The organism is Rhizobium halophilum (assembly GCF_021648825.1).
Taxonomy (GTDB): Bacteria; Pseudomonadota; Alphaproteobacteria; order Rhizobiales; family Rhizobiaceae; genus Neorhizobium; species Neorhizobium halophilum.
Window position 1 is genome coordinate 182,925 of sequence record NZ_JAKJHS010000004.1, and the last position, 20,963, is coordinate 203,887.

Consider the following 20,963-nt stretch of genomic DNA (forward strand, 5'->3'; position numbering starts at 1 on the left):
AACGGTCATGTCTAATGAACCTCTGGTTTCGTCTGTTCTGGGTTATCGCGTCAGCTTGGCGGCGCACGCGCATTACGTCCCCCAACGATACGTCATCCATCCCTTTCAGGGTGTGGCTGCACGACCTCGACACATCACTCCACATGAACAACGGTCGTTACTGGACGCTCATGGATCTGGGGCGGACCGATCTTGTGATCCGGTCAGGGCTCTGGCGCCCCGTATTGAGGAACGGCTGGACGCCAGTGGTGAGCGCCGGCAAAATTCGATTCCGGCGTGAGTTGCGACTGTTTCAGCGCTTCGACCTCCAGACCCGCCTGGTCTTCTGGAACGACACGCGCTTCGTGATAGAACATAGGCTTGTTGCGCAGGAAACGGGAGCGATCGCAGCAATCGCCCTTGTTCTTGCCGGTATCTACGACCGCAGGAAGAAGGCGTTCGTACCTGTCGACGAACTGTTCGGACAAGCGGGCTGGCAGGGCGAGGCGCCGCCAATGTCAGCGGAAGTCGAGGCCTTCATGGCTGCCGAGGGTGCGCTGCGCGAGGCGACGGCGACGGGCGGATAGATCCTGCCGCGGAAATTGCCCGAAGCGAGGTTTCGAAGACGAACTGTGCGTACGGCTCAGGCTGGAGGGGCGGGATAGACCTGCCCGTCGAAAAGCTTGCGAGCGGTTCGCAGTGTGCCAATCCCTTCGATCCCTCCAAGGCTGTTGCGCCGCACCAGCACTTCCGTCGCCCCTGTTGGATGTTCAACAAGGAACCGCTCGTCTTCAGGAAGCTGCGCGAGCTCGGCAGCAACAGAATTGGTCAGCGTACAGGCCGTTGCAACGCTGACGGCGGCGAAAACGCCGATCGAGGCATGACAGCGGTGGGGAATGAAGCTGCGCGTGTTGATTGTTCCACCCGTGCCGGGCGGCGAGACGAGCGTCATCTTGGGAACCGACTTGTCGCGAACATCCCCGAGGTTCATGAACGGCCCAACTGCCCTTCGCAACCTCTCCAGTCGCGCCTTCAGCATCATATTCCCGTCAAGCGTCTCTCGGGTTTCCCTCCCGGTAAGGTCGAAGTCCGAGGCGCGAAGGATAACGACGGGCATGCCGTTATCGATCAACGTGCATTCGATGCCATCGATGACGTCACGGGCCCTGCCAGTGGGCAAAAGGGCGCCACACATGGAGCCTTCCGTGTTCTGGAATAGGAGCGGTATGGGGGCATGTCGTCCGGGAACGCCATCGATGCGCGCATCACCCTGATAGGACACGCGTCCACCCGGCGTCGACACTTGTGCCAGTGATACCTCGCCTGTGTTGAGCATGTGAATGCGTACAGGCGTCACGTCATCACCGGCTGGCACAAGCCCGCGCTCAATGGCCGCTGGCCCTACGGCTGCAAGAATGTTGCCGCACCCTTGCGCGTCGGTCACCACCGGCTGGTCGACGAAGACCTGCAGGAAAAGGTAGTCAACATCCGCATCGGCACGCGTCGAGGGCGACAAAATGGCCACTTTGGATGCCAGCGGGTCACCTCCGCCGATCCCGTCAACCTGGGATGGATCGGGCGAACCCATCACTCTCAGGAGCAACGCATTGCGTTCTGTCGGCTCGGCGGGAAGGTCGGACGCCAAGAAGACGGCCGCCTTTGAGGTGCCGCCGCGCATCCACAGGCACGGAATCCCATCCGATGCGGGATCAGACATACGTCAGCCCCTTTTCCGCGAGTCTTTCGCGCATAGCATAAATATCGAGGCCCAGTTCTCCCTTCCGCAGCCGTTCGCGCCTCGCTTCCTCCGCAGCAAGACGCGCGTCGGCCGCATCGGCAACCTTGGCCGCATGGGAACGCTTCACAACAACGACCCCGTCGTCATCCGCGACCATGACGTCACCGGCCTCGATCGCCGCACCCGCACAAACCATCGGCACATTCACCGAGCCCAGAGTCTCTTTGACCGTTCCTTGCGCTGAGATGGCCTTGGACCAGACAGGAAAACCCATCGCCGTCAGATCCCGCACGTCGCGGACGCCGGCGTCGATAACCAGGCCGCGGCACCCGAGCGCCATGGCAGAGGTCGCCAGAAGGTCGCCAAAATAGCCGTTGTCACAAGGCGAGGTGGGTGCCAGCACCAGGATATCGCCCTCCTGCAGCTGTTCGATGGCAACATGAACCATCCAGTTGTCGCCCGGCGGGGCTGAGATGGTGACGGCCGATCCGGCAACCTGCGCGCCGGAATAGATGGGGCGCATATAGGAAGCAAGGCAGCCCGTTCGCCCCTGCGCCTCGTGCACGGTCGCTACTCCTGCGGCCGCGAGCCGATGAATGACGTCTTGATCCGCCCGCTTAACGTTTTGATTAACGACAGCCATGTCAGTGCTCCTTCTTGACCGGCGGCGTGCCATGCGTGTGGAAGGTCTCGATCGTCTTCAGCCCCCAGGCCTGGCCCTTCTTGCGGTCTGCCTCGGTCCACACCACGGGCTGCCAGTCAGGGGCCAGGATGAGCCGGGCCCCGGCATTGGCTAGCTCTGCGCGGTTGCCCGCCGGTTCCCACACATAAAGGAAGAACGTCCCCTGGATCGCGTGCTTGTGCGGCCCTGTCTCGATATGGATGCCGTTTTGCAGGAAGATGTCGGCCGCTCGCAGGATATCCTCCCGCTGATCCGTCGCGTAGGTGACGTGGTGAAGGCGGCCTTCGCCGCCACCATGCTCTTCCGTGCACGCAAGGTCATAGGTCTTGTTGTTGACCGTGAACCAGCAGCCGCCGATGCGGCCATTGTCGAGCTGGATCATCTCGGTGACCCGGGAGCCGAGGCAGGTCTCCATGAAGCGGCGAAACTCGCTCACGTCGCTCGACAGGAGGTTCAGATGGTCGAGGCGACGCGGTGCCGCGCCCGTGAAGGCGGAAGCAGTATTCTTGAGGGCAGCGCGCTCGGCATCGGCTTGCGGCTCGTACCACTGCGTCTCCCAGTAGATCTCGAAGACGTGGCCGAAGGGATCCTCAAAGCGGAAGGACTGGCCATGGCCCAGATCCCCGTCCACCCAGCCCTGGACCGTGTAGCCGGAGGCCTCGATCGCCGCCACGCGCCGCTTGAGCGCCTCGGGTGACGCGGCACGATAGGCCACATGGCCGATCCCGGTCTGGTGGTGGCGTGTCAGCTTCAGGGAATGGAACTCGTAGTCGTCCCATGCCCGAAGGTATGCCGAGGTCTCGTCTTCCGCCGAAAGCTTGAGACCATAGACCCGCGTGAAGAAGTCGAGACTCTCGTTGTAGCGGTCAGTGTACATCTCGACGTGACCGAGATGGGCGATGTCGAAGCAGTGCTCCATGGAAGCCTCTCCTAAAGCTCGTCGACGGTGCGCGGGAAGATGGACTGGAAGCCTTCTGCGTATTTGCAGTCGCGTCCACCGGACTGGCCGCCGGAATTGCGCTTGAAATGGTTGGCGCGGTTGATCGCGACGCGCGTGTAGTATTCCCAGAGGTGCTCCTGGCCTTCCATGCACTCGATGGCGGCGCGCTTCTTGTCCCAGACCGGCGTGATGTCGAGGAAGGTATCCGGCTTCCACCCCATCTGTTCCGTCTGATGCGGCTCGAAAAGATAGAGCTGCGGCGCGCCCAGCACCTTCTCGCCCGGATTGTGGCCCCACGCCTGGGCGATCATCCGGCACTCGAGCGCCACCTGCGTCGCATACATGTGATCGGTGTTGTAAGGGTCGTACTGGGAGTGGCTCAGCATAAAGCGGGGCTGCACCTTTCGGATCACGTCCACCAGCGCATTCTTATCGTCGCGGCTCAGCTCGAGCGGGTAATCGCCCAGATCCATGCAGACGAGATCATGGACGCCGAAGGCTTCTGCGGCACGTTCGGCTTCCGCGCGGCGCGCATCCTTGACGCGCTCCAGTGTCATCCCCGCCTGCTTCCAGAGCTTTGCGCTCTCGCCACGCTCACCAAAGGACAGGCATACCACGGTGACGTTGTAGCCAAGTTGAGCATGCAGTGCGATGGCACCGCCACAGCGCCAGACGAAGTCGGCGGCATGGGCGCTGATGACGAGAGCGGTTTTCGGTACCGTTCCGGTGTTTCCTGACATGTGCATCCTCCTGAGCCCGAAGAGAGGATCGCCTGCGACGCGTTGGCAGGCAAATCGAAAAGGCGCTATGCGTCATAAGGTCTGGCTATAGACAGTGGCCGAACAGCGCCGCTTGTGTAAGCATGCCGCTGGCGAAAGAGGAGGCCATCGATGACCGCATGCAGTGGTGAAACACCGAACGCTATTGGCTTCGTTGGCTTCGGAGAGGCAGCGCACGCCTTTGCATCCGGATGGCAGCACACGGAGGCCAGGGACGTCCGCGCTTATGACGTTAAATTGGGGGATCCGAAGGCTGCAGCGCTGGTTCTGGAGCGATGCCGCGAAGCCGACGTCGTGCCGATGAAGCAGATAGGTCGGGCGCTGCATCGTGTGAGGCTCGTTCTCTGCCTGGTAACCGCTGACCAGGCATTTTCGGCAGCCTGTGCCGGCGCAGATTACCTGCCCTCGGGCGCCCTTTGGCTTGATGCCAACTCCTGCGCGCCGCAGACAAAACAAAGGGCTGCTGACGTCATTGAACGCGCTGGTGGGAGCTATGTTGATGTGGCGGTGATGGCACCGGTATACCCCATGCGTCACCAGGTACCGCTTCTCCTCTCCGGTCCCCATGCAAAAGAGGCTGCTGCAGCAATCGAGGCGTTGGGAATGCGTCCGAAGGTTCTGGGCGAAAGGGTAGGGGATGCCTCTAGCGTCAAGATGCTTCGCTCCGTCATCGTCAAGGGGCTGGAGGCGCTGACGGCGGAATGCCTTCTAGCAGCGCGTCGTGCGGGCGTCGAGGATGCGGTTCTGGCATCGCTTCAAAGCTCGGATCCCGGGATCGACTGGCGCGTACGTGGCTCCTACAACATGGAACGGATGATGGTGCATGGTGCGCGGCGGGCGGCCGAGGTGGAGGAAGTCTGTGAGACCTTGCGGCACTTCGGGCTGCCCGACTGGATGAGCCGCGGAACTGTGGAGTGGCAGCGTGCCGTGGCGAGCCTTGGTGTGGATCCTGGAGCCGATGATCTGGCGAAGCGCTCAGATGCACTTCTGGAGAGGCTGACATGCCCCGAAACCTGAGACACCTCAGGCTCTTGGTCGCGGTCGCCGAACTGAAGTCGGTGACGCTGGCTGCAGAAAAATGGCATGTGTCTCAGCCTGCGGTTACCCAGGCTCTGAACAAGCTCGAGTTCCGCGCGGGCGGAGCCCTCTTCGAGCGCAGCAGGACCGGGCTCTTCCCGACGTCCCGAGGCGAAACCCTGTTGAGGCGGGTTGTTAGTGCTTTTGCTTTGCTCGATCCGATTGCGAAGTCGATCTCCCCCCGCCTTCTAACCTCTCTGACATATCCGCAACTCCAGGCGCTGGTCGCCGTCAGCGAGAACGAGAACTTTTCCCTGGCCGCGCGTCAGCTTGGCCTGGCCCAGCCGACGGTGCATCGTGCCGTGACCCAAATTGAACGGGAGGCGGCTCGCAGCCTGTTCGAGCGGACCGCCTTCGGGATCATTCCGACACGGCTGTGCCAATCTTTCGCACGGGCGGCCCGGCTGGCGATCTATGAGTTCGATCAGGCGGATGCGGAACTTGCGGAACTCGACGGCGGCGAGGCCGGTTCGCTCGTCATTGGAGCCATGCCTCTGTCACGCTCGGTCCTTCTGCCATCGGCGCTGGCGAGGTTTAGACAGTGCTACAGGGACATGGCGGTGCGTGTGGTGGATGGACCCTATCAAGGCTTGCTGGGCGACCTGCGCAGAGGCAGCATCGATTTCCTCGTCGGGGCCTTGAGGGATCCCGCCCCAATAGGTGACATCGTCCAGATCCCGCTTTTCGAGGACAGACTTGCACTCTTGTCGCGCCCCGATCACCCGTTGGCAATGCGGCAAACTGTGAGTGTAGAGGATCTCTTGGCCTATCCTTGGGTGGTGCCGCACCAAGGAACGCCAACGCGGGATAAGTTCGAGGCCATCTTTTCCGCCCCCGGAAGCAGAGCGCCCTCTCGGCTTATCGAATCCGGCTCCTTGCTGCTGATACGAGGCCTGTTGTTGGAGAGTGACCACCTCGGCTGCATCTCTCATGTGCAGGCGAGAACTGAGTGCGACCGCGGCCTTCTAAGGCAACTGCCGTGGGAAACGGACGCGTATATTCGGCCGATAGGGTTAACCTACAGAACCGGCTGGCGTCCTACACGGCCACAGCAGAAGATGGTTGATCTCCTGACGGAGAGTAGTCGCAAGGCATCCTCGATAACGACCTGTCCAAGCGAGCACCTGGAGACAGAAGAGGCGATGTGATTTTGGCCCACCGACGCCTCATGATCTAAGCTGGCATCAACATGGGCAAGGTATGTCAGGAGAAGATGATGCACCTATCAATAGATGGTCCTGATGTGAGCCTCGCCGTCTGCCGTTGCGCGACACCAGGTACTATCGCAGGTGAAACAATGTGTTGCCGCCAAGGTCGACGAGGAGAATTGGCTGGGTCGCCGTTGCGCGACTGCGATGGGCAATGGCAGAAGCCATGCTGATCCACACCATCCTCGCGGCTGCACCACTGGTCATCGTGCTCCTCACAATGAGCATATTGGGATGGTCAGCAGTTGGTGCCGGTGCAGCGGGCTTTGCCAGCGCGATCATTATCGCCTTCTTGGCGTTCGGCCTGGGTCCCCCTTTCGTCTCGCCTCCGCTTGCCGCACTTGGCGTTCTGGCCGAGACGGTTCATTCGACAGCAACAATCCTTTGGATCATTCTGCCGGCACTTCTCCTGTACGAGTACCAGCAGCGTTCCGGCGGCCTGGAGCGAATCCGACTGGCGCTCTCCCAGCTTACAAATGCGAGAAGACTGCAGGTTCTCGTCATTCGCTGGTTCTTTGCGCTTTTCATGGAAGGGGCTGCCGGCTTCGGGGCGCCCGTCGCAGTTGCTGCTCCACTTCTCGTTGGCATTGGGCTTTCCCCGGCTCGGGCGGTGATGGTTGCGTTGATCGGGCATGCGGCCCGGGGTGCCATTTGGTGCTGTGGGCACCCCCCCGCTCACGCAGGTTGAACTGGGCGGGCTGCCATCGCCGGATCTGGCGGGCACGATTGCTGCCTTCAATGCTGTGATGGGCTTTGGGCTGGTTTTCGCGGTGAGTTGGTTGGCGGATGATGCGCCGATGACGTGGAAAGACGTGCGTTGGACCGCTATGGCGGGTGTGTGTTTTCTCTTCCCCTATGGTGTGGTCGCCGTGACCGTCGGCCCGGAACTGCCAACTTTGTTGGGAGCGCTGCTCGGCCTTCTTGCATTCGTTCTTCTGCTGCGAGCAGGACATGCGCGTTCGCCGATTCATTGGCGGGCGCTTCTCCCAGATCTACTACCGTACCTGCTCCTCGTTCTCCTTGTACTCGCGACGCGTCTTGTGCCGCCGTTGCGTGAGGAGCTTGTTGGCCACGTATGGTCATGGGATTTCCTTGGGCACTTCAGCGGGAGCTTTGCGCCGCTATTTCATCCAGGCACCCTCCTGCTCGTGAGCATTGCCCTGGTGGCGCTTGCGACGAGCCTTCGATCCGCTCTCGCCCCCGCGTTTGCAGCGGCGCTCGGGCGCCTCGGCTCGGTCGCCCTTGCTCTCCTTCTCATGCTGGCGCTTGCCCGAGTTTTGGTGCATTCGGGTATGGTCGATCAGTTGGCCGAGGGTGCTGCGCGATCGGGAGGAACCTGGCCCTTTCTTGCCGCAGTCGTCGGAACACTTGGCACATTCGTGTCCGGCTCAGCCACCGCTTCCAATATCCTTTTCACGCAGTTCCAGCTCTCAACGGCGCAGGTGCTGCAACTGTCTCCGGTGCTGATGGCTGCGGCTCAGGGAGCGGGGGCTGCAATTGGCAACGTTATCGCCCCATAACATCATCGCAGGCTGCGCAACTGTGGGGCTTGCTGGAGGAGAGGGCAAGATACTGCGATGGACCGCGCCAATCTGCATCTCCTACCTCGCGGCAATCGGTGTGCTGGTGGCCGCCCTCGCCAGCTGACAAGGCGCGTTTCAATGGGTGTGGCGGATGAAAAAAAAGCGGTAGGGAGAGGCAAAGTACCCTTGCCATCAATTGTCTGGATGCCCTGTCCGACGCGGGAGGCGATGAGACCAAAACTCTGCGAGACGGCAACAAAAAACCCCGCTTTCGCGGGGCTCTTGATCGTCCGGGACAATCCGGAACATGAAACTGGTGCCCAGAAGAGGACTCGAACCTCCACACCCTTTCGAGTACCAGCACCTGAAGCTGGCGCGTCTACCAATTCCGCCATCTGGGCGACGGAGAGCCATGTACGAGGACGGCATGTGAGTGTCAACTGGCTTTTCGCAGTTTCCGCATCGCAACCTGCGAAAGTTTCGCCCGAGCCGTCAGGTCTCTCCAGTCATTCCGCCAGGCGCGGAACCGCGGTCCAAATGTCCGAGGTCACGCTCAGGATCAAGGACATCGCGCACGCGCTGCTTCAGCTCTCTGGGACCGGGAAAGCCTCCATCCCGCTTGCGTTCCCAAAGAAGGTCGCCGTTCAGGCGGATTTCGAAAATGCCCCCGGTGCCGGGCACCAGTGCAACCTCTCCGAGCCTGTCTTGGAAAGTGTGCAGCAACTCCTGCGCCATCCAGCCTGCGCGCAGCAACCAGTTACACTGAGTGCAGTACATTATCGCAACTTTCGGCTTATCCACGTCGGCTCCTGACAACACCTGTGACACTGATCGTAAGCATGATCCTCGGGATTTGTGAGGGGCGCAAGCTTTCGCACGGGAATATCAAGGCAGTGGTTGATGGGCAGAAGCGACACGAAAAAGGGCCCCGCGCGTATGCAAGAGCCCTCTTTCAGTTTAGCCGTTAGGTTTAGTTGGGTCGCGTATCTCGGCCATCGCCGTTGGCGCGCTGATAGTTGCGAGCCTCTTCGGCAAGCCGGTCCCTCGCCGTGTCATGCACTTCGGATGCGACGGAAGATGCCCGCTCATAGACATCGGACGCAGCCTCTTCAACCTTATGCATAGTACTCGAGGCCTGGCTGGACATGCGGCTGCGGAATTCCTCCGCACTTTCGCCAAGAACCTCGTTTTCGCGGCGGGTGTTAGGAAGGGCAGCGCCGATAGCGGCACCAAGGGCAAAGGCGAGCGCGCCGCCGATCAACGGCTGGTCCTGAAACTGCCGGATGATGCCCTCGTTGAGATGCGATGCCTGGCCCCGAACGGATCCGCCCATGGCCTTGGCACTGTTGCCAACCGAGCGTGCACCGCCCATCATTGAACTTCCAGCCCGGCTGGCCGAAGAGCCCATCTGCCGCCAGGTTTTGGAAATCCATCCCGACGCTTCATCGAAGAGCCGTCCAGCTTCGTCGCGGATGTCGTGGATTTGCTTCCCTGTTGCATCAGCGAAGCCGCGATAGCTTTTGCCCGCTTCATCCATGAAGTGGCCGGCGCGGCGGCCGCTTTCGTCGGTAAGGGCGCGGAAGCGACTTCCTCCTTCGTCAGTGAAGTGGCTGAAACGCCTGTCACCATCCGTCTTGACCGGGCCAACGCGCCGCACGGTTCCTGTGACCTGTGCCAGCGGGTACTCAGGCTCATCATGGTAATAGAGCTCGTCATCACGCCTGTGCGAACCGGGATTTGCCATCAACCACGCCACGCTGATCCCCATCAGCGCGACGGGGATAGGATTTGTTTTCATGGCGTTGCCGAGGTTCGAGACGTATTCCCCGCCGCCACTGGATTTCGCGTAATTCAGCGCTTCGTCGAGAAGCTGTCCCGGCGACATCTTCGCCTGGATCGCATCCATCCGCTCTTCGATGCGGAGGCGATCTCGGGCGATCTCATGTTCGAGCTCTTCGGCTCGTTTCGTATCATTGCTGGTCATCAGACGCGCTCCTTGATCATTTGTGCATCTCGGCGAAGGGACGACGAGGTGCGGTCGAATTTAAGGTTCTCGCCTCGCAGGGTCGACAAGCCTTTCTTGATCATGGCCCATGCGAGCAGAGCAACGATGACACCCACTATCACAGCTGAAAGAGCGTCGGCGCTGGGCTCGCGCATGCCTTGGGCCGTGAAGAATGCCGCGAGCCCATTGACGAGCGCTGCCAGCAGAACCCCGACAGCTGCAATTGCGAAGACAAGCCCTGCGGCAAAGGATTCTACGCCGGTCATCGCTTGCGACATCTTCTCGGATGCCTCGGTCTTGGCGAGGTCGATCTCCTTCCGGAAAAGGCCGGTGATGTCGGACACAAGGCCGCTAATCAGCTCTGAAAGGGGACGGTTATCCATTTGATTAGCCATTGCGGGTGCCCTCCGGAGAATAGCCTGTTGCATAGCCGGCACCGGATGCCGGGCTTACCGGGGTAGTTGGGGTCGATGTCGCGGGGCTTCCGACACTACGGCTAGTCATGTCGCTGCTGCGACCAGTATTAGAGCCGACATCCGTGCTCGCGCGTCGTTCTGCCGATGCGGTCAGGAAGCGGCTCGCTGCGAAACCCGCGAGCGCCGCAAGGCCGATGAAGGCTGCGGGTTGTCTGCGGCCGAAGTCTTCCGCCATACCGGCAACTTGAGCCATGTCCTTGCCCTTAATGTCGTCGGCAAATCGGTTGATGCTGGAGCCGATCTGCTTTGCATAGCGGCCGATCTCGCGCTGCTCTCCCTTGTCACCGCGCTCCAGTTCATCGCCGACCTTCTCTATCGCGGCGGCGAAGCCACTGACACGTTCAGCGGCGTAGTTCTTCTGTTCATCTGCTGCATCGCGGGCGCGCTGCGTCGCATGATCCAACTCGGCCTGAGCTGTGGATTTTGCGCTCTGCCAGTCTTCGTTCAGCTTGCTCTTGAGGTCGCCGCCTGCCTGCTTGGCCGTCGTAGAAGCGGAGGTGACAGTCTCCGAGGCGGCGGCTTTGGTGGTAGACGTAGAAGGCGCTGAGGGTTCGGCCGGTTTGCCGGGTGTATAGGAGGATCCGGGATTCGATCCGGATCCTAGAGTTGGGTCTCGTTCGGTCATTGGTCTCTCCCAGGATGAAGGGGTCGAAAGGGGATCTTTTGATGCGATCCAACCTTCAACCGTCCGTGGCGGCCAATTGTTCCAAACGTGTCGGCAATTCGATCGACAAGGGCGAGCAGCGTCTCTGTAGTAACGGATGCGTGTTTGCCCTCGGTGCGCCCGCCTCTTCCGATTAAGATTGGATTCAGCCTTTTCCGGTAATCTTCCGTTAGTTTTTCCCGACGGGCTCTTGGCTCGACGGTCGCGTCCCATAGTTCTTTTCGAGTACGGGTTCCCATGCGTCTTTCAGGCTTATCTGCTTTCTTGCTTGCCGGCCTTGCTCTCACTGGCTGCTCGTCCAGCGCCGGTCCTGAAAGTCTTGTTGCAGGTCTGCCCTCCCGCGAGACCACTAACTCGATCACTCCCTCTGCGCCGCTGCCTCCTGCGCCTGTGGCTGTTGCTGACGCCGCACAGCAACCCCTTGCCTGGGCCGATGAGGCGCAGGGGTCCCAACCCTTTGGTTCGATGGCCACGACAGTGGGAATGCCGGTGCCGCGACAGCGCCCGATTGCATCCTTGCTGCCGCAGAATCCAACGGGGGTCCCGCGAACAAGCGCGCGCATATACAGCCAGCGCTTCCGGGACGCAAAGCCCATCGATTTCGGCAAGGTGACGCCGCGGCACTATGCCGTCCATGGCGTGGATGTCTCACGTTGGCAAGGCAACATTGACTGGCCGAAGCTTCGCACTCAAGGTGCCAACTTTGCCTACATCAAAGCGACCGATGGCGGCGATCACCTGGATCCCATGTTCAAAACCAATTGGCGCAAGGCGAACGAAGCTGGCATCAAGCGCGGCGCTTATCACTTCTTCTACTGGTGCCGTCGCGCCAGCGAGCAGGCGGATTGGTTCATTCGCAACGTGCCCCGCGATCCGGACGCGCTCCCTCCCGTCATCGACGTGGAATGGAACGGCGATTCCGCCTGCAAGCGCCGCCCATCTCGCGCCGATGTTCTGGAGAAGATGCAGGTGTTCATGGACAAACTGGAGCGGCACTACGGCCAGCGACCGGTCATCTATACGGCCCCCGATTTCTACAAGGACAACCTCGTCGGTGCCTTCGAGAACTACCCCTTCTGGCTTCGTGCAGTCGCTCAACATCCCTCGAAAGTATATCCTGGTCGCAAGTGGGTCTTCTGGCAGTACTCCGGATCCGGGCTGTCGCAGGGTGTCAGTGAGAGAATCGACCTGAACGTGTTCAACGGCACCGAAGAGGGATGGCACAACTGGGTATCTGCAAGAGCCATGACAGCCAGAAACTGACCTTGGAATCAGGCACCGGCTTGTAATGCCTGCTTTTCCAGACCACGTATTGGGCGAGTAGAGGAGGCGGACTCCGACATGAGCCAATCTGCAAGCCGACGTGCATTCGGGTGCGGTGCTTTCGACGTCAGCACCCAGTAACCTCGGTCGGACGCGATCAATTCGGGGCCAACAGGAACTAGCATGCCGGACTCCGCCATGGTGTCCACTAACCCGAGCCACCCCAGGGCGAGACCCTGTCCTCCCAGTGCCGCCTGCACCACCATGGCATAGTTGTTGAAGCTCACGTCGCCATGGGCGGCGCGAGTCTGATGACGGACGCCCGAGTCTGCGAGATAGCTCTGCCAGTTGAACCAAGGAGACGACGAGTTGGTATCAAGGTGGATGAGCGGCGCAGCCGGAAGAAATGTACCGGTTTCTTCTGCATCCAGACTGTCTAGGAGGGCGGGAGAACAAACCGGCACCACCCGCTCGGGCATCATCATCTCGCCAGTCAGCGCGAACTGCGACCGAGAACCGAAGGCTACGGCAATGTCGCCTGTCTCAGACCAGTCGGTCTCGAGCCGTTGTGCGGTGCCGATCTGAAGGTCGAATTCCGGATAAAGTAGCCGGAGACTGTGCATGCGGGGGATGAGCCAGAGAGTCGAGAACGCATAATCCGTAACAAGACGGAGAATTGGCCGTCTCACCTTTTCCCGACAGCGGGCCGCCAGATCGTCGAGGTCAGAAACCGTCTTTTCGGCTATTTCAAAGAGCTTCCTGCCCTCAAGCGTTGGCGCCACCCCCCGATGCTGGCGAGACAGAAGCGGGACGCCGAATCTGGCCTCCAACTGCCGGACCTGATAGCTCACCGCAGGTTGACTTAGGCCATGGCTGCGCGCGGCTCCAGACAAGGAGCCGTGTCTGACGATATCCACGAACAGTCGGAGCCAACCAATCTCTACAGGATTATCTGCCATAAAAGCTCGTTATGGGCGGCATCGAAAATCAGCGTCTTTACAGACTATGGCCCGCTGGGCTTCAATAAGTCCAGTAGATAGAAGAAGGAGACTATCATGACTCTGCCTTCCGCGGCGACGCTTCGTGCGCTCGCATCAGCAACGGCACTTCTCGGTCTTTCTGCGGCGGCCACGCCCGCTGCTGCTGCCGCCGATCCTGAAGCTTGCAAGACGATCCGGCTTTCCGATCCAGGTTGGACCGACATCACGGCCACCAATGGCGTGGCCGCCTACCTTCTCGACACGCTGGGCTACGAGCCGGACGTGAAGACGCTCTCTGTGCCGATCGGCTACCAGTCGATGAAGAATGGCGAAATCGATGTCTTCCTCGGCAACTGGATGCCGGCGCAGCAGGCCTTCATCGACGACCTCAACGCCGCCAATGCTGCCGAGGTGCTAAACAAGAACCTTGAAGGGGCGAAATTCACGCTTGCCGTGCCGACCGCCGCTGCGGAGAAGCAAGGGATCAAGGATTTTGCCGATCTTGCGGAACACGGCGATGCCTTCGAGCGCAAGATCTACGGCATCGAGCCCGGGGCTCCTGCCAACTCCAATATCCAGAAGATGATCGATTCCGGCGACTTCAGCCTGAAGGACTGGGAATTGGTGGAATCGGGCGAGCAGGCAATGCTTGCCCAGGTGGAGCGGGCCAACAACGCCGGCAAACCGATCGTCTTTCTTTCTTGGGCGCCGCACCCGATGAACGAGCAGTTCGACATCACCTATCTCTCCGGCGGGGACGACTATTTTGGCGCCAACTACGGCGGTGCGGAGGTCTACACGCTTGCGCGCACCGGTTGGGCCGCACAATGCCCAAACGCTGCGAAATTCCTGAAACAGCTCACCTTCTCGATCGACATGGAAAACGTCTTGATGGGCGAGATCCTGGACGGTGAAGATCCGCAGGATGCCGCAGAGGCTTGGTTGAAGGAAAATGCTTCTGCCTATGAACCGTGGCTGGCAGACGTCACCACATTCGAAGGCGAGCCCGCCAAGGAAGCTGTAGACGAAGCGCTAGGGCTCTAAGGAACGGCCATCATGCAGTCGCGACCCAACGTGCTGATCCTGATGGTGGATCAGCTGAACGGTACCCTGTTCCCCGATGGGCCGGCGGATTTCCTCCATGCCCCTCATCTGAAGGCTCTCGCGAAGCGCTCCGTGCGCTTCGCGAACGCCTATACTGCCAGCCCGCTTTGCGCACCGGCGCGTGCGTCCTTCATGTCGGGCCAGTTGCCGAGCCGAACGCGCGTCTATGACAATGCCGCAGAGTTCGCGTCCGATATTCCGACCTTCGCACATCACCTCCGCCGGGCCGGCTACCAGACCACCCTTTCGGGAAAGATGCATTTCGTCGGACCCGACCAGTTGCACGGGTTTGAGGAGAGGCTGACGACGGACATCTATCCCGCAGACTTCGGCTGGACCCCAGATTATACCAGACCCGGCGAGCGCATTGACTGGTGGTATCACAATCTCGGCTCCGTCACCGGGGCAGGCGTGGCCGAGATCACTAACCAGATGGAGTACGATGATGAGGTCGCCTACCACGCCACGCGCAAGCTCTACGACCTGTCACGCGGTCACGATGGTCGCCCTTGGTGCCTGACGGCTAGCTTCACGCACCCGCACGATCCCTATGTCGCCCGGCGCCGCTTCTGGGACCAGTACGAAGGGTTGCCGCAGCTTGACCCTGCCATTCCCGCCATTCCCTATGAGCAGCAAGATCCCCATTCCAAGCGGCTGATGGACGCTTGCGACCACGCCGCCTTCGACCTGAGCGACGAGCAGGTTCGCCGGGCTCGGCGCGGCTACTTCGCCAGTATCTCCTATGTCGACGAGAAGATCGGCGAGATCCTCGACGTGCTCCAGCGCACCGGACAGGCGGAGGAGACAGTCATCGTGTTCGTTTCTGACCACGGGGATATGCTGGGCGACCGTGGCCTTTGGTTCAAGATGAACTTCTTCGAAGGTTCTGCCCGCGTGCCGCTGATGATCTCTGCTCCGGGCCTGGAGCCCGGGTTGATCGAAAACCCTGTCTCCACCCTCGACGTCTGCCCGACGCTTGCATCGATCGCCGGCATCGAGCTGGCCGGTCTGGCGCCTTGGATCGACGGAGAAGATCTGACAGGTCTGATGCGCGGGCAAGGGACGCATGATCCCGTACCGATGGAATATGCCGCGGAGGGATCTATCGCGCCGATGGTGGCAATCCGTGACGGCAATTACAAACTGACCCTGTGCGACCCCGATCCACCGATCCTCGTCGATCTTGAGGCGGATCCGGCCGAGCTATGCAATCTGGGCGCAGATCCTGTGCACGCGGACGCACTGCAACGACTGTCGCGCCTGGCTGCGGCGCGGTGGGATCTCGCACGGTTCGATACGGAGGTGCGCGAAAGCCAGTCCCGTCGCCACGTGGTCTACGACGCCTTGCGCAACGGTGCGTATTTCCCCTGGGACTATCAGCCGCTGCAAAAGGCTTCCGAACGATACATGCGCAACCACATGGATCTGAACGTACTGGAGGAGAGCCAGCGGTTTCCGCGGGGGGAATAGTTGGCTATGGCCGTCCGGCTCACCCCGCTTGAGACTGCGCGGAACAAATTTGTGTGATCCTCCGTTTGTCTGTCAGGTTCAACGGAGGAAAGCCCATGACCTATGATCCGAATGACACTCGTCCGGAAGTGCGTGACCGCCGTCCGGATCTTGTGAATAACAACGTCGATGCCCGTAGCCGGAGTTCGTCCTGGATGCCTTGGCTTGCGGTTCTTGCCGTCCTGCTGATCGGCGCCTTCATCTGGGGTAACATGGGCGGCGAGCCCGGAACGGACCCGGGCACCACCGCGTCCACTGTGCCTGAGGCCACAGACACGGCACCGGCCCCGGTGGCACCAGCACCCGGCGTCGTCAATGACGCCACGTCGGCCGACCCGGCCAGCCCGGCCGATCCCGCTGCTCCCCCGGCAGCAGGTGGCGCGACCACCGGCAACTGATCTGCCGCACAGAGCCATCCTGAGCCGTCTGCCATCCTGGCGGACGGCTCTTTCGTCATTGGTCGGTCGAACCCGTTTCCGGTGACGACGGTTGCGCAGATGATAGATCCCTCCCTTGTCCTCGGGTCTCACTGCGTTCGCCCGAGGATGACGAGTGGACACACGTCCCCTTGCCCTCGGGTCAAGCCCGAGGGTGACGAAGAGACAGACTCCTCCCTTGGCGATCTCGGTTTTACAAATCGGACGGGGCGCTGAAAGCTGCCTCGTAAAGTTAGTTTATGTGGCACCTCTCAGCGCCCCGTTCGGCGGTTGTTATCCGCGACTTCGGTCTCTCTGCGATGGCGGGGTTTGTGGGAACAGTAGCGCCGCCTTCCGGAGAAGGGTCATGGGCGCCCTCAGCTTACGAGGCTCAGGCCATGAGTGCCCTTGAACCTCGTCATCCACCTGCGCCGCGCGACCATCAAAGTGTTTCCACTTCTCGGACGCCGCCCGGCGCGGCCCCGTCACCCTCTGTGCCTCACAGGCACACCCGGCGCGCGATAACGGGAAATCGAAAGAAGCGTCGGTCCGACTGCATTTCTTCCGCCCCGGTCGCCGGAGGGAGACCATTCTCCGCGGACCCCGATGATGAGGACTTACGTCGTTTCCTCATCACCAGCGCCGGCCCCGCCTCGCCAGGACGCCTCCTGGTGTATCCGCGGCGGGACGGGGGAGTGTAGGCGCGGGTTTGGGGGAGGTGAATCTTGAGGGGGTTAAGTGGTTGATATTTGGAGGGTGGGGGTGCGGTTTGGGCGTCTCGGGAGGCGTCTCGCGCCGATCAGGATGTGAGGCCTGTCGGCCGAAGCGGAACAAGTTGCAGCCCACATCATTTCCAATGCATGCGATACACGACCCTGACAGCAGCTTCGCTTGCCGCGGCCTTCATCGCCGGTAGCGTTCATGCATCCGAGATCAAGTCGGAAGCAATCACCAATGCCTCGATTGAGGCGGTTCCGCAAACGCGCCCAGACGAGATGGCGGCTGATCCCGTCGCGGCGATTGTTCGCCTCCAGATCCTCCTCGACCGTGCCGGCGCCTCGCCCGGCGTCATCGACGGGTTCTACGGCGAGAACGTCAGCAAAGCAATTGCAGGTTTCGAGGCCCTTCAGGGGCTCGAAACGGACGGCGAACTGGATGCAGAGGTGCTGGACAGATTGAAGAGCGATGCAGCTGTCGTGCGGGACTATAAGATCACGCCGGAAGACGCCGAGGATATCGTCGGCGCCATTCCCGAAGACTATTCGGAAATGGCCAAGATGGAAAAGCTTGGCTATACCGATATCGCGGAGCGACTTGCGGAACGCTTCCACATGGACATCGAACTCCTCAAAGGCCTCAACCCCGACGCCGGGTTTGCGGTGGGCGATACGGTGTCCGTCGCAGTACCTGGAGATCCGATCGAGGGAACAGTCGCTCGTATCGAAGTTGACCGCGAGACGGATCAGGTGCGCGCGTTCGCAGAGGACGACAAGCTGCTCGCGGTCTATCCTGCGACCATCGGCAGCGAGGACAATCCGGCACCCTCCGGCACCCATGAGGTCAAGGGCGTCGCACCAATGCCTGTCTATACCTACAACCCCGACATCAACTTCCAGCAGGGCGACAACACCAAGGTGCTGGAGATCGCCGGTGGCCCCAACAATCCTGTCGGCTCCGTCTGGATCGATCTGTCGGAGCCGACCTACGGCATCCACGGCACGCCCGAACCGGCGCTGATCGACAAGGTGGGTTCTCATGGTTGCGTGCGCCTGACCAACTGGGACGCCGAGGAACTGGGCGCCATGGTTGATCCAGGCGTCACGGTCGAGTTCATCAACTGAGATGGACGGAGACACCTGCCGCCGACGTTTGGCGCAGGAACGCACTCTGCCTGAGATTCGGGGCTAGACCATGCTGCTGATCATCCTCGGCCTGATCCTGCTTTTTCTCGTTCAGGCGGACTTCATTGTCACCACGCTCAGCGGCGGCCATCACGGACCGTTCACGAGCCGGCTCTCGCGTGGCGCCTGGGGCCTGCTGCAGTCGCTGCATACACGCTTCGGCGGCACGTTCCTGCACTCCTACAGCGGCCTCATCATCATGACGGTGGTCACGCTCACATGGCTGCTGCTGACGGCGCTGGCCTGGCTGATGATCTTCGGCGGCGCCTCCGCCTCGCTGGTGATGCGCGAGACCGGCGAGCCGGCGGACTGGCTGGAAACCCTCTCCTATGCCGGCAGTGCGCTATCGACCATGGGCGCGGCCAATGCCAGTACCGCGAGCGCCTGGTGGGGCGTCTGGGGCACGGTGGCCGCCGCAAGCGGCTTCGTGCTGCTGACCCTTTCGGTCACCTATATCCTGACGGTGATGCAGACGGTTGCCTCTGGGCGCAGCTTTGCCCTGCTAGTAAACTCGCTGGACCCGGCCGATCCCCGCTACACGACGACCTATGCCGAAAATTTCGCACAGCTCGTCTCGCAACTGAGTTCGGTGCCGATGGCTCTGAATTATTCCGCCGTCCGGCCCGACCTGCGCCTGACATTCGCCATCAGCCGTTTTGCTACGAGGGCGGCGCAGTCCCCGGACCTGTGGGAAACCTTCCGCCCAAGCTTCGAGGCATTGCCGGGGCTGAACACCAGCGGCGAAACGGTGACGTTGAAGGACGTAACCGACTGGGCGGCGGGTTATTCGCTGACGCGGGAGAAAAGGGCGGAGTAAGGGGCGATCGCGGCCCCCCACTTGTCACTCGTCGCTCATCTTCAGCGCTGCGATGAACGCTTCCTGCGGGATTTCGACCTTGCCGAACTGGCGCATGCGCTTCTTGCCGGCTTTCTGCTTGTCCAGGAGCTTGCGTTTGCGGGTGGCGTCGCCGCCGTAGCACTTGGCGGTGACGTCCTTGCGCATGGCCGAGATCGTTTCGCGGGCGATCACATTGCCGCCGATGGCGGCCTGGATCGGGATCTTGAACATGTGGCGCGGGATGAGGTCCTTCAGCTTCTCGCACATGTCGCGGCCGCGCTTTTCAGCAGCAGAGCGGTGCACCAGCATGGAGAGCGCGTCGACCGGCTCGCCGTTGACCATGATCGACATCTTGACGAGGTTGCCTTCGCGGTATTCGTCGAGATGATAGTCGAAGGAGGCATAGCCCTTGGAGATCGACTTCAGGCGGTCGTAGAAATCGAACACCACCTCGTTAAGCGGCAGTTCGTAGGTGACCATGGCGCGTTTGCCGACATAGGTGAGCTCGGTCTGGATGCCGCGGCGGTCCTGGCAAAGCTTCAGGATGCCGCCGAGGTAATCGTCCGGCGTCATGATCGTCGCCTTGATCCACGGCTCGTGGATTTCGGAGATGCGCACCACGTCCGGCATGTCGGCCGGATTGTGCAGCTCGCGCTCCGTGCCGTCGGTCATGAACAGCTTGTAGACGACCGAAGGGGCGGTCGCGATGAGGTCGAGGTTGAACTCGCGCTCGAGGCGCTCCTGGATGATTTCCAGATGCAGCAGCCCGAGGAAGCCGCAGCGGAAGCCGAAGCCGAGCGCGGCGGAGCTTTCCATCTCGAAGGAGAAGGAGGCGTCGTTGAGGCGAAGCTTGCCCATGGCCGAGCGCAGGTCCTCGAAATCGGCAGCATCGACCGGGAAGAGACCGCAGAAAACGACAGGCTGGGCCGGCTTGAAGCCCGGCAGCATCTTTTCGGTTGGACGCTTGTCCTCGGTGATCGTGTCGCCGACGCGGGTATCGGCCACTTCCTTGATCGAGCCGGTGAAGAAGCCGATCTCGCCCGGACCGAGGGAATCAACGGCCAGCATCTTCGGCGTCAGCACGCCCACGCGCTCGACCTGATACTTGGCATCCGTCCCCATCATCCGGATGGTCTGACCCTTGGCCAGTACGCCGTCGAGCACGCGCACCAGGACCATGACGCCGAGATAGGTGTCGTACCACGAGTCGACGAGAAGCGCCTTCAGCGGGCCTTTCTCGCCCATCTCGCTCTTGGGCGCGGGCAGCTTGTGGACGATGGCTTCCAGCACGTCGGGAATACCGAGACCGGTCTTGGCCGAGATCAGCACGGCTTCCGATGCATCGATGCCGATCACTTCCTCGATCTGTTCCTTGATCCGGTCCGGTTCTGCCGCCGGCAGGTCGACCTTGTTGAGGACGGTGACGATCTCGTGGTCGTTGTCGATCGCCTGGTAGACGTTGGCCAGCGTCTGCGCTTCCACACCCTGCGAAGCGTCGACCACCAGCAGCGAGCCTTCGCAGGCCGACAGCGAGCGCGAGACCTCATAGGCAAAGTCGACGTGGCCGGGGGTGTCGATCAGGTTCAGCACATAGGTTTCGCCATTCGTGGCCTTGTAGTGCAACCGCACGGTCTGGGCCTTGATGGTGATGCCGCGCTCGCGCTCGATGTCCATCGAGTCCAGCACCTGTTCCGACATGTCGCGCTCGGCAAGGCCGCCGCAGGTCTGGATCAGCCGGTCAGCCAGCGTGGACTTGCCGTGGTCGATGTGGGCGACGATGGAGAAGTTGCGGATATGGTCGAGGGGCGTGCGATCGGTGCTCATGGCTCGCGCATATAGCAGCGGGCAACGCGAACGCCTAGCGGGTAGTAGGCGGCATTT

At 61.3% G+C, this 20,963-nt stretch carries 20 protein-coding genes, 1 tRNA gene and 1 pseudogene; 11 read left to right on the forward strand and 11 right to left on the reverse strand.

The genetic code is table 11. From position 1 onward, the window contains the following. The first annotated feature begins 14 nt into the window (after positions 1 to 14). Complete coding sequence (locus tag LXM96_RS10355) at positions 15 to 566, forward strand: acyl-CoA thioesterase (protein WP_239998393.1); 552 nt, start codon at positions 15 to 17, stop codon at positions 564 to 566. A 56-nt stretch (positions 567 to 622) separates the two neighbouring features. On the opposite strand, the gene LXM96_RS10360 is transcribed toward LXM96_RS10355, so the two are convergent. From LXM96_RS10360 to LXM96_RS10375, 4 genes are read right to left on the reverse strand one after another with little or no spacing between them, the layout of a single operon-like run. Further along, a complete protein-coding gene (locus LXM96_RS10360; protein ID WP_239998394.1) occupies positions 623 to 1,696 on the reverse strand; it encodes a 4-oxalomesaconate tautomerase in 1,074 nt (357 codons plus the stop codon). After that, positions 1,689 to 2,360 (reverse strand): 4-carboxy-4-hydroxy-2-oxoadipate aldolase/oxaloacetate decarboxylase, encoded by a 672-nt coding sequence (locus tag LXM96_RS10365; protein ID WP_239998395.1) that lies wholly within the window; start codon positions 2,358 to 2,360, stop codon positions 1,689 to 1,691. Before LXM96_RS10365 ends, LXM96_RS10360 begins: the two co-directional genes overlap by 8 nt. Position 2,361: 1 nt before the next feature. Then, positions 2,362 to 3,318 carry a VOC family protein gene (locus LXM96_RS10370; RefSeq protein ID WP_239998396.1) on the reverse strand — a complete coding sequence of 319 codons (957 nt, stop codon included), beginning with the start codon at positions 3,316 to 3,318 and terminating at the stop codon, positions 2,362 to 2,364. A gap of 11 nt (positions 3,319 to 3,329) precedes the next feature. Further along, positions 3,330 to 4,079: a PIG-L deacetylase family protein gene (locus LXM96_RS10375; RefSeq protein WP_239998397.1), complete on the reverse strand. Its 750-nt coding sequence runs from the start codon at positions 4,077 to 4,079 to the stop codon at positions 3,330 to 3,332. Positions 4,080 to 4,229: 150 nt separating this feature from the next. Between LXM96_RS10375 and LXM96_RS10380 the strand changes: the two genes are divergently transcribed. The 4 genes and pseudogenes from LXM96_RS10380 to LXM96_RS10390 all read left to right on the forward strand — a co-directional run bounded on the left by LXM96_RS10380 (position 4,230) and on the right by LXM96_RS10390 (position 8,050). Beyond that, the gene (locus tag LXM96_RS10380; RefSeq protein ID WP_239998398.1) at positions 4,230 to 5,135 is read left to right on the forward strand and encodes an NAD(P)-dependent oxidoreductase; all 906 of its coding nucleotides are present in this window, start codon (positions 4,230 to 4,232) and stop codon (positions 5,133 to 5,135) included. Continuing rightward, the gene (locus LXM96_RS10385; protein WP_239998399.1) at positions 5,120 to 6,343 is read left to right on the forward strand and encodes a LysR family transcriptional regulator; all 1,224 of its coding nucleotides are present in this window, start codon (positions 5,120 to 5,122) and stop codon (positions 6,341 to 6,343) included. Before LXM96_RS10380 ends, LXM96_RS10385 begins: the two co-directional genes overlap by 16 nt. Before the next feature lie 214 nt (positions 6,344 to 6,557). After that, a complete protein-coding gene (locus tag LXM96_RS21595) occupies positions 6,558 to 7,091 on the forward strand; it encodes an L-lactate permease (protein WP_262913598.1) in 534 nt (177 codons plus the stop codon). Beyond that, a pseudogene (locus tag LXM96_RS10390) lies at positions 7,036 to 8,050 on the forward strand (L-lactate permease). The gene LXM96_RS21595 and the pseudogene LXM96_RS10390 overlap by 56 nt, the downstream one beginning before the upstream one ends. Before the next feature lie 190 nt (positions 8,051 to 8,240). On the opposite strand, the gene LXM96_RS10395 reads toward LXM96_RS10390, so the two are convergent. The 5 genes from LXM96_RS10395 to LXM96_RS10415 form a co-directional block, all read right to left on the reverse strand. Beyond that, positions 8,241 to 8,327 (reverse strand) — tRNA-Leu (locus LXM96_RS10395). 91 nt (positions 8,328 to 8,418) lie between these two features. Beyond that, a complete protein-coding gene (locus LXM96_RS10400; protein ID WP_239998574.1) occupies positions 8,419 to 8,703 on the reverse strand; it encodes a SelT/SelW/SelH family protein in 285 nt (94 codons plus the stop codon). A 193-nt stretch (positions 8,704 to 8,896) separates the two neighbouring features. Beyond that, the gene (locus tag LXM96_RS10405) at positions 8,897 to 9,913 is read right to left on the reverse strand and encodes a DUF3618 domain-containing protein (protein WP_394801938.1); all 1,017 of its coding nucleotides are present in this window, start codon (positions 9,911 to 9,913) and stop codon (positions 8,897 to 8,899) included. Continuing rightward, positions 9,910 to 10,326: a phage holin family protein gene (locus LXM96_RS10410; protein ID WP_239998401.1), complete on the reverse strand. Its 417-nt coding sequence runs from the start codon at positions 10,324 to 10,326 to the stop codon at positions 9,910 to 9,912. Before LXM96_RS10410 ends, LXM96_RS10405 begins: the two co-directional genes overlap by 4 nt. Next, positions 10,319 to 11,032: a nutrient deprivation-induced protein gene (locus tag LXM96_RS10415; RefSeq protein ID WP_239998402.1), complete on the reverse strand. Its 714-nt coding sequence runs from the start codon at positions 11,030 to 11,032 to the stop codon at positions 10,319 to 10,321. Before LXM96_RS10415 ends, LXM96_RS10410 begins: the two co-directional genes overlap by 8 nt. Positions 11,033 to 11,308: 276 nt before the next feature. On the opposite strand from LXM96_RS10415, the gene LXM96_RS10420 reads away from it, so the two are divergent. Continuing rightward, positions 11,309 to 12,334, forward strand: coding sequence for a glycoside hydrolase family 25 protein (locus LXM96_RS10420; RefSeq protein ID WP_239998403.1), 1,026 nt, complete (start codon positions 11,309 to 11,311; stop codon positions 12,332 to 12,334). Positions 12,335 to 12,342: 8 nt separating this feature from the next. On the opposite strand, the gene LXM96_RS10425 is transcribed toward LXM96_RS10420, so the two are convergent. Further along, the gene (locus tag LXM96_RS10425; protein ID WP_239998404.1) at positions 12,343 to 13,293 is read right to left on the reverse strand and encodes a LysR family transcriptional regulator; all 951 of its coding nucleotides are present in this window, start codon (positions 13,291 to 13,293) and stop codon (positions 12,343 to 12,345) included. A 102-nt stretch (positions 13,294 to 13,395) separates the two neighbouring features. On the opposite strand from LXM96_RS10425, the gene choX reads away from it, so the two are divergent. The 5 genes from choX to LXM96_RS10450 all read left to right on the forward strand — a co-directional run bounded on the left by choX (position 13,396) and on the right by LXM96_RS10450 (position 19,061). After that, the gene (gene choX / locus LXM96_RS10430) at positions 13,396 to 14,358 is read left to right on the forward strand and encodes a choline ABC transporter substrate-binding protein (protein ID WP_394801939.1); all 963 of its coding nucleotides are present in this window, start codon (positions 13,396 to 13,398) and stop codon (positions 14,356 to 14,358) included. A 12-nt stretch (positions 14,359 to 14,370) separates the two neighbouring features. Beyond that, on the forward strand, positions 14,371 to 15,888 hold the full coding sequence (betC, locus tag LXM96_RS10435; protein WP_239998406.1) for a choline-sulfatase: 1,518 nt from the start codon (positions 14,371 to 14,373) through the stop codon (positions 15,886 to 15,888). Between the two features lie 95 nt (positions 15,889 to 15,983). Then, positions 15,984 to 16,325, forward strand: coding sequence for a hypothetical protein (locus LXM96_RS10440; protein ID WP_239998407.1), 342 nt, complete (start codon positions 15,984 to 15,986; stop codon positions 16,323 to 16,325). Between the two features lie 878 nt (positions 16,326 to 17,203). Next, complete coding sequence (locus LXM96_RS10445; protein ID WP_239998408.1) at positions 17,204 to 18,184, forward strand: L,D-transpeptidase family protein; 981 nt, start codon at positions 17,204 to 17,206, stop codon at positions 18,182 to 18,184. Between the two features lie 70 nt (positions 18,185 to 18,254). After that, positions 18,255 to 19,061 carry a hypothetical protein gene (locus LXM96_RS10450; protein WP_239998409.1) on the forward strand — a complete coding sequence of 269 codons (807 nt, stop codon included), beginning with the start codon at positions 18,255 to 18,257 and terminating at the stop codon, positions 19,059 to 19,061. A 24-nt stretch (positions 19,062 to 19,085) separates the two neighbouring features. Here the strand turns inward: LXM96_RS10450 and lepA are convergent, their stop codons facing one another. Continuing rightward, the gene (lepA, locus tag LXM96_RS10455; RefSeq protein ID WP_239998410.1) at positions 19,086 to 20,906 is read right to left on the reverse strand and encodes a translation elongation factor 4; all 1,821 of its coding nucleotides are present in this window, start codon (positions 20,904 to 20,906) and stop codon (positions 19,086 to 19,088) included. Positions 20,907 to 20,963 lie beyond the last annotated feature (57 nt).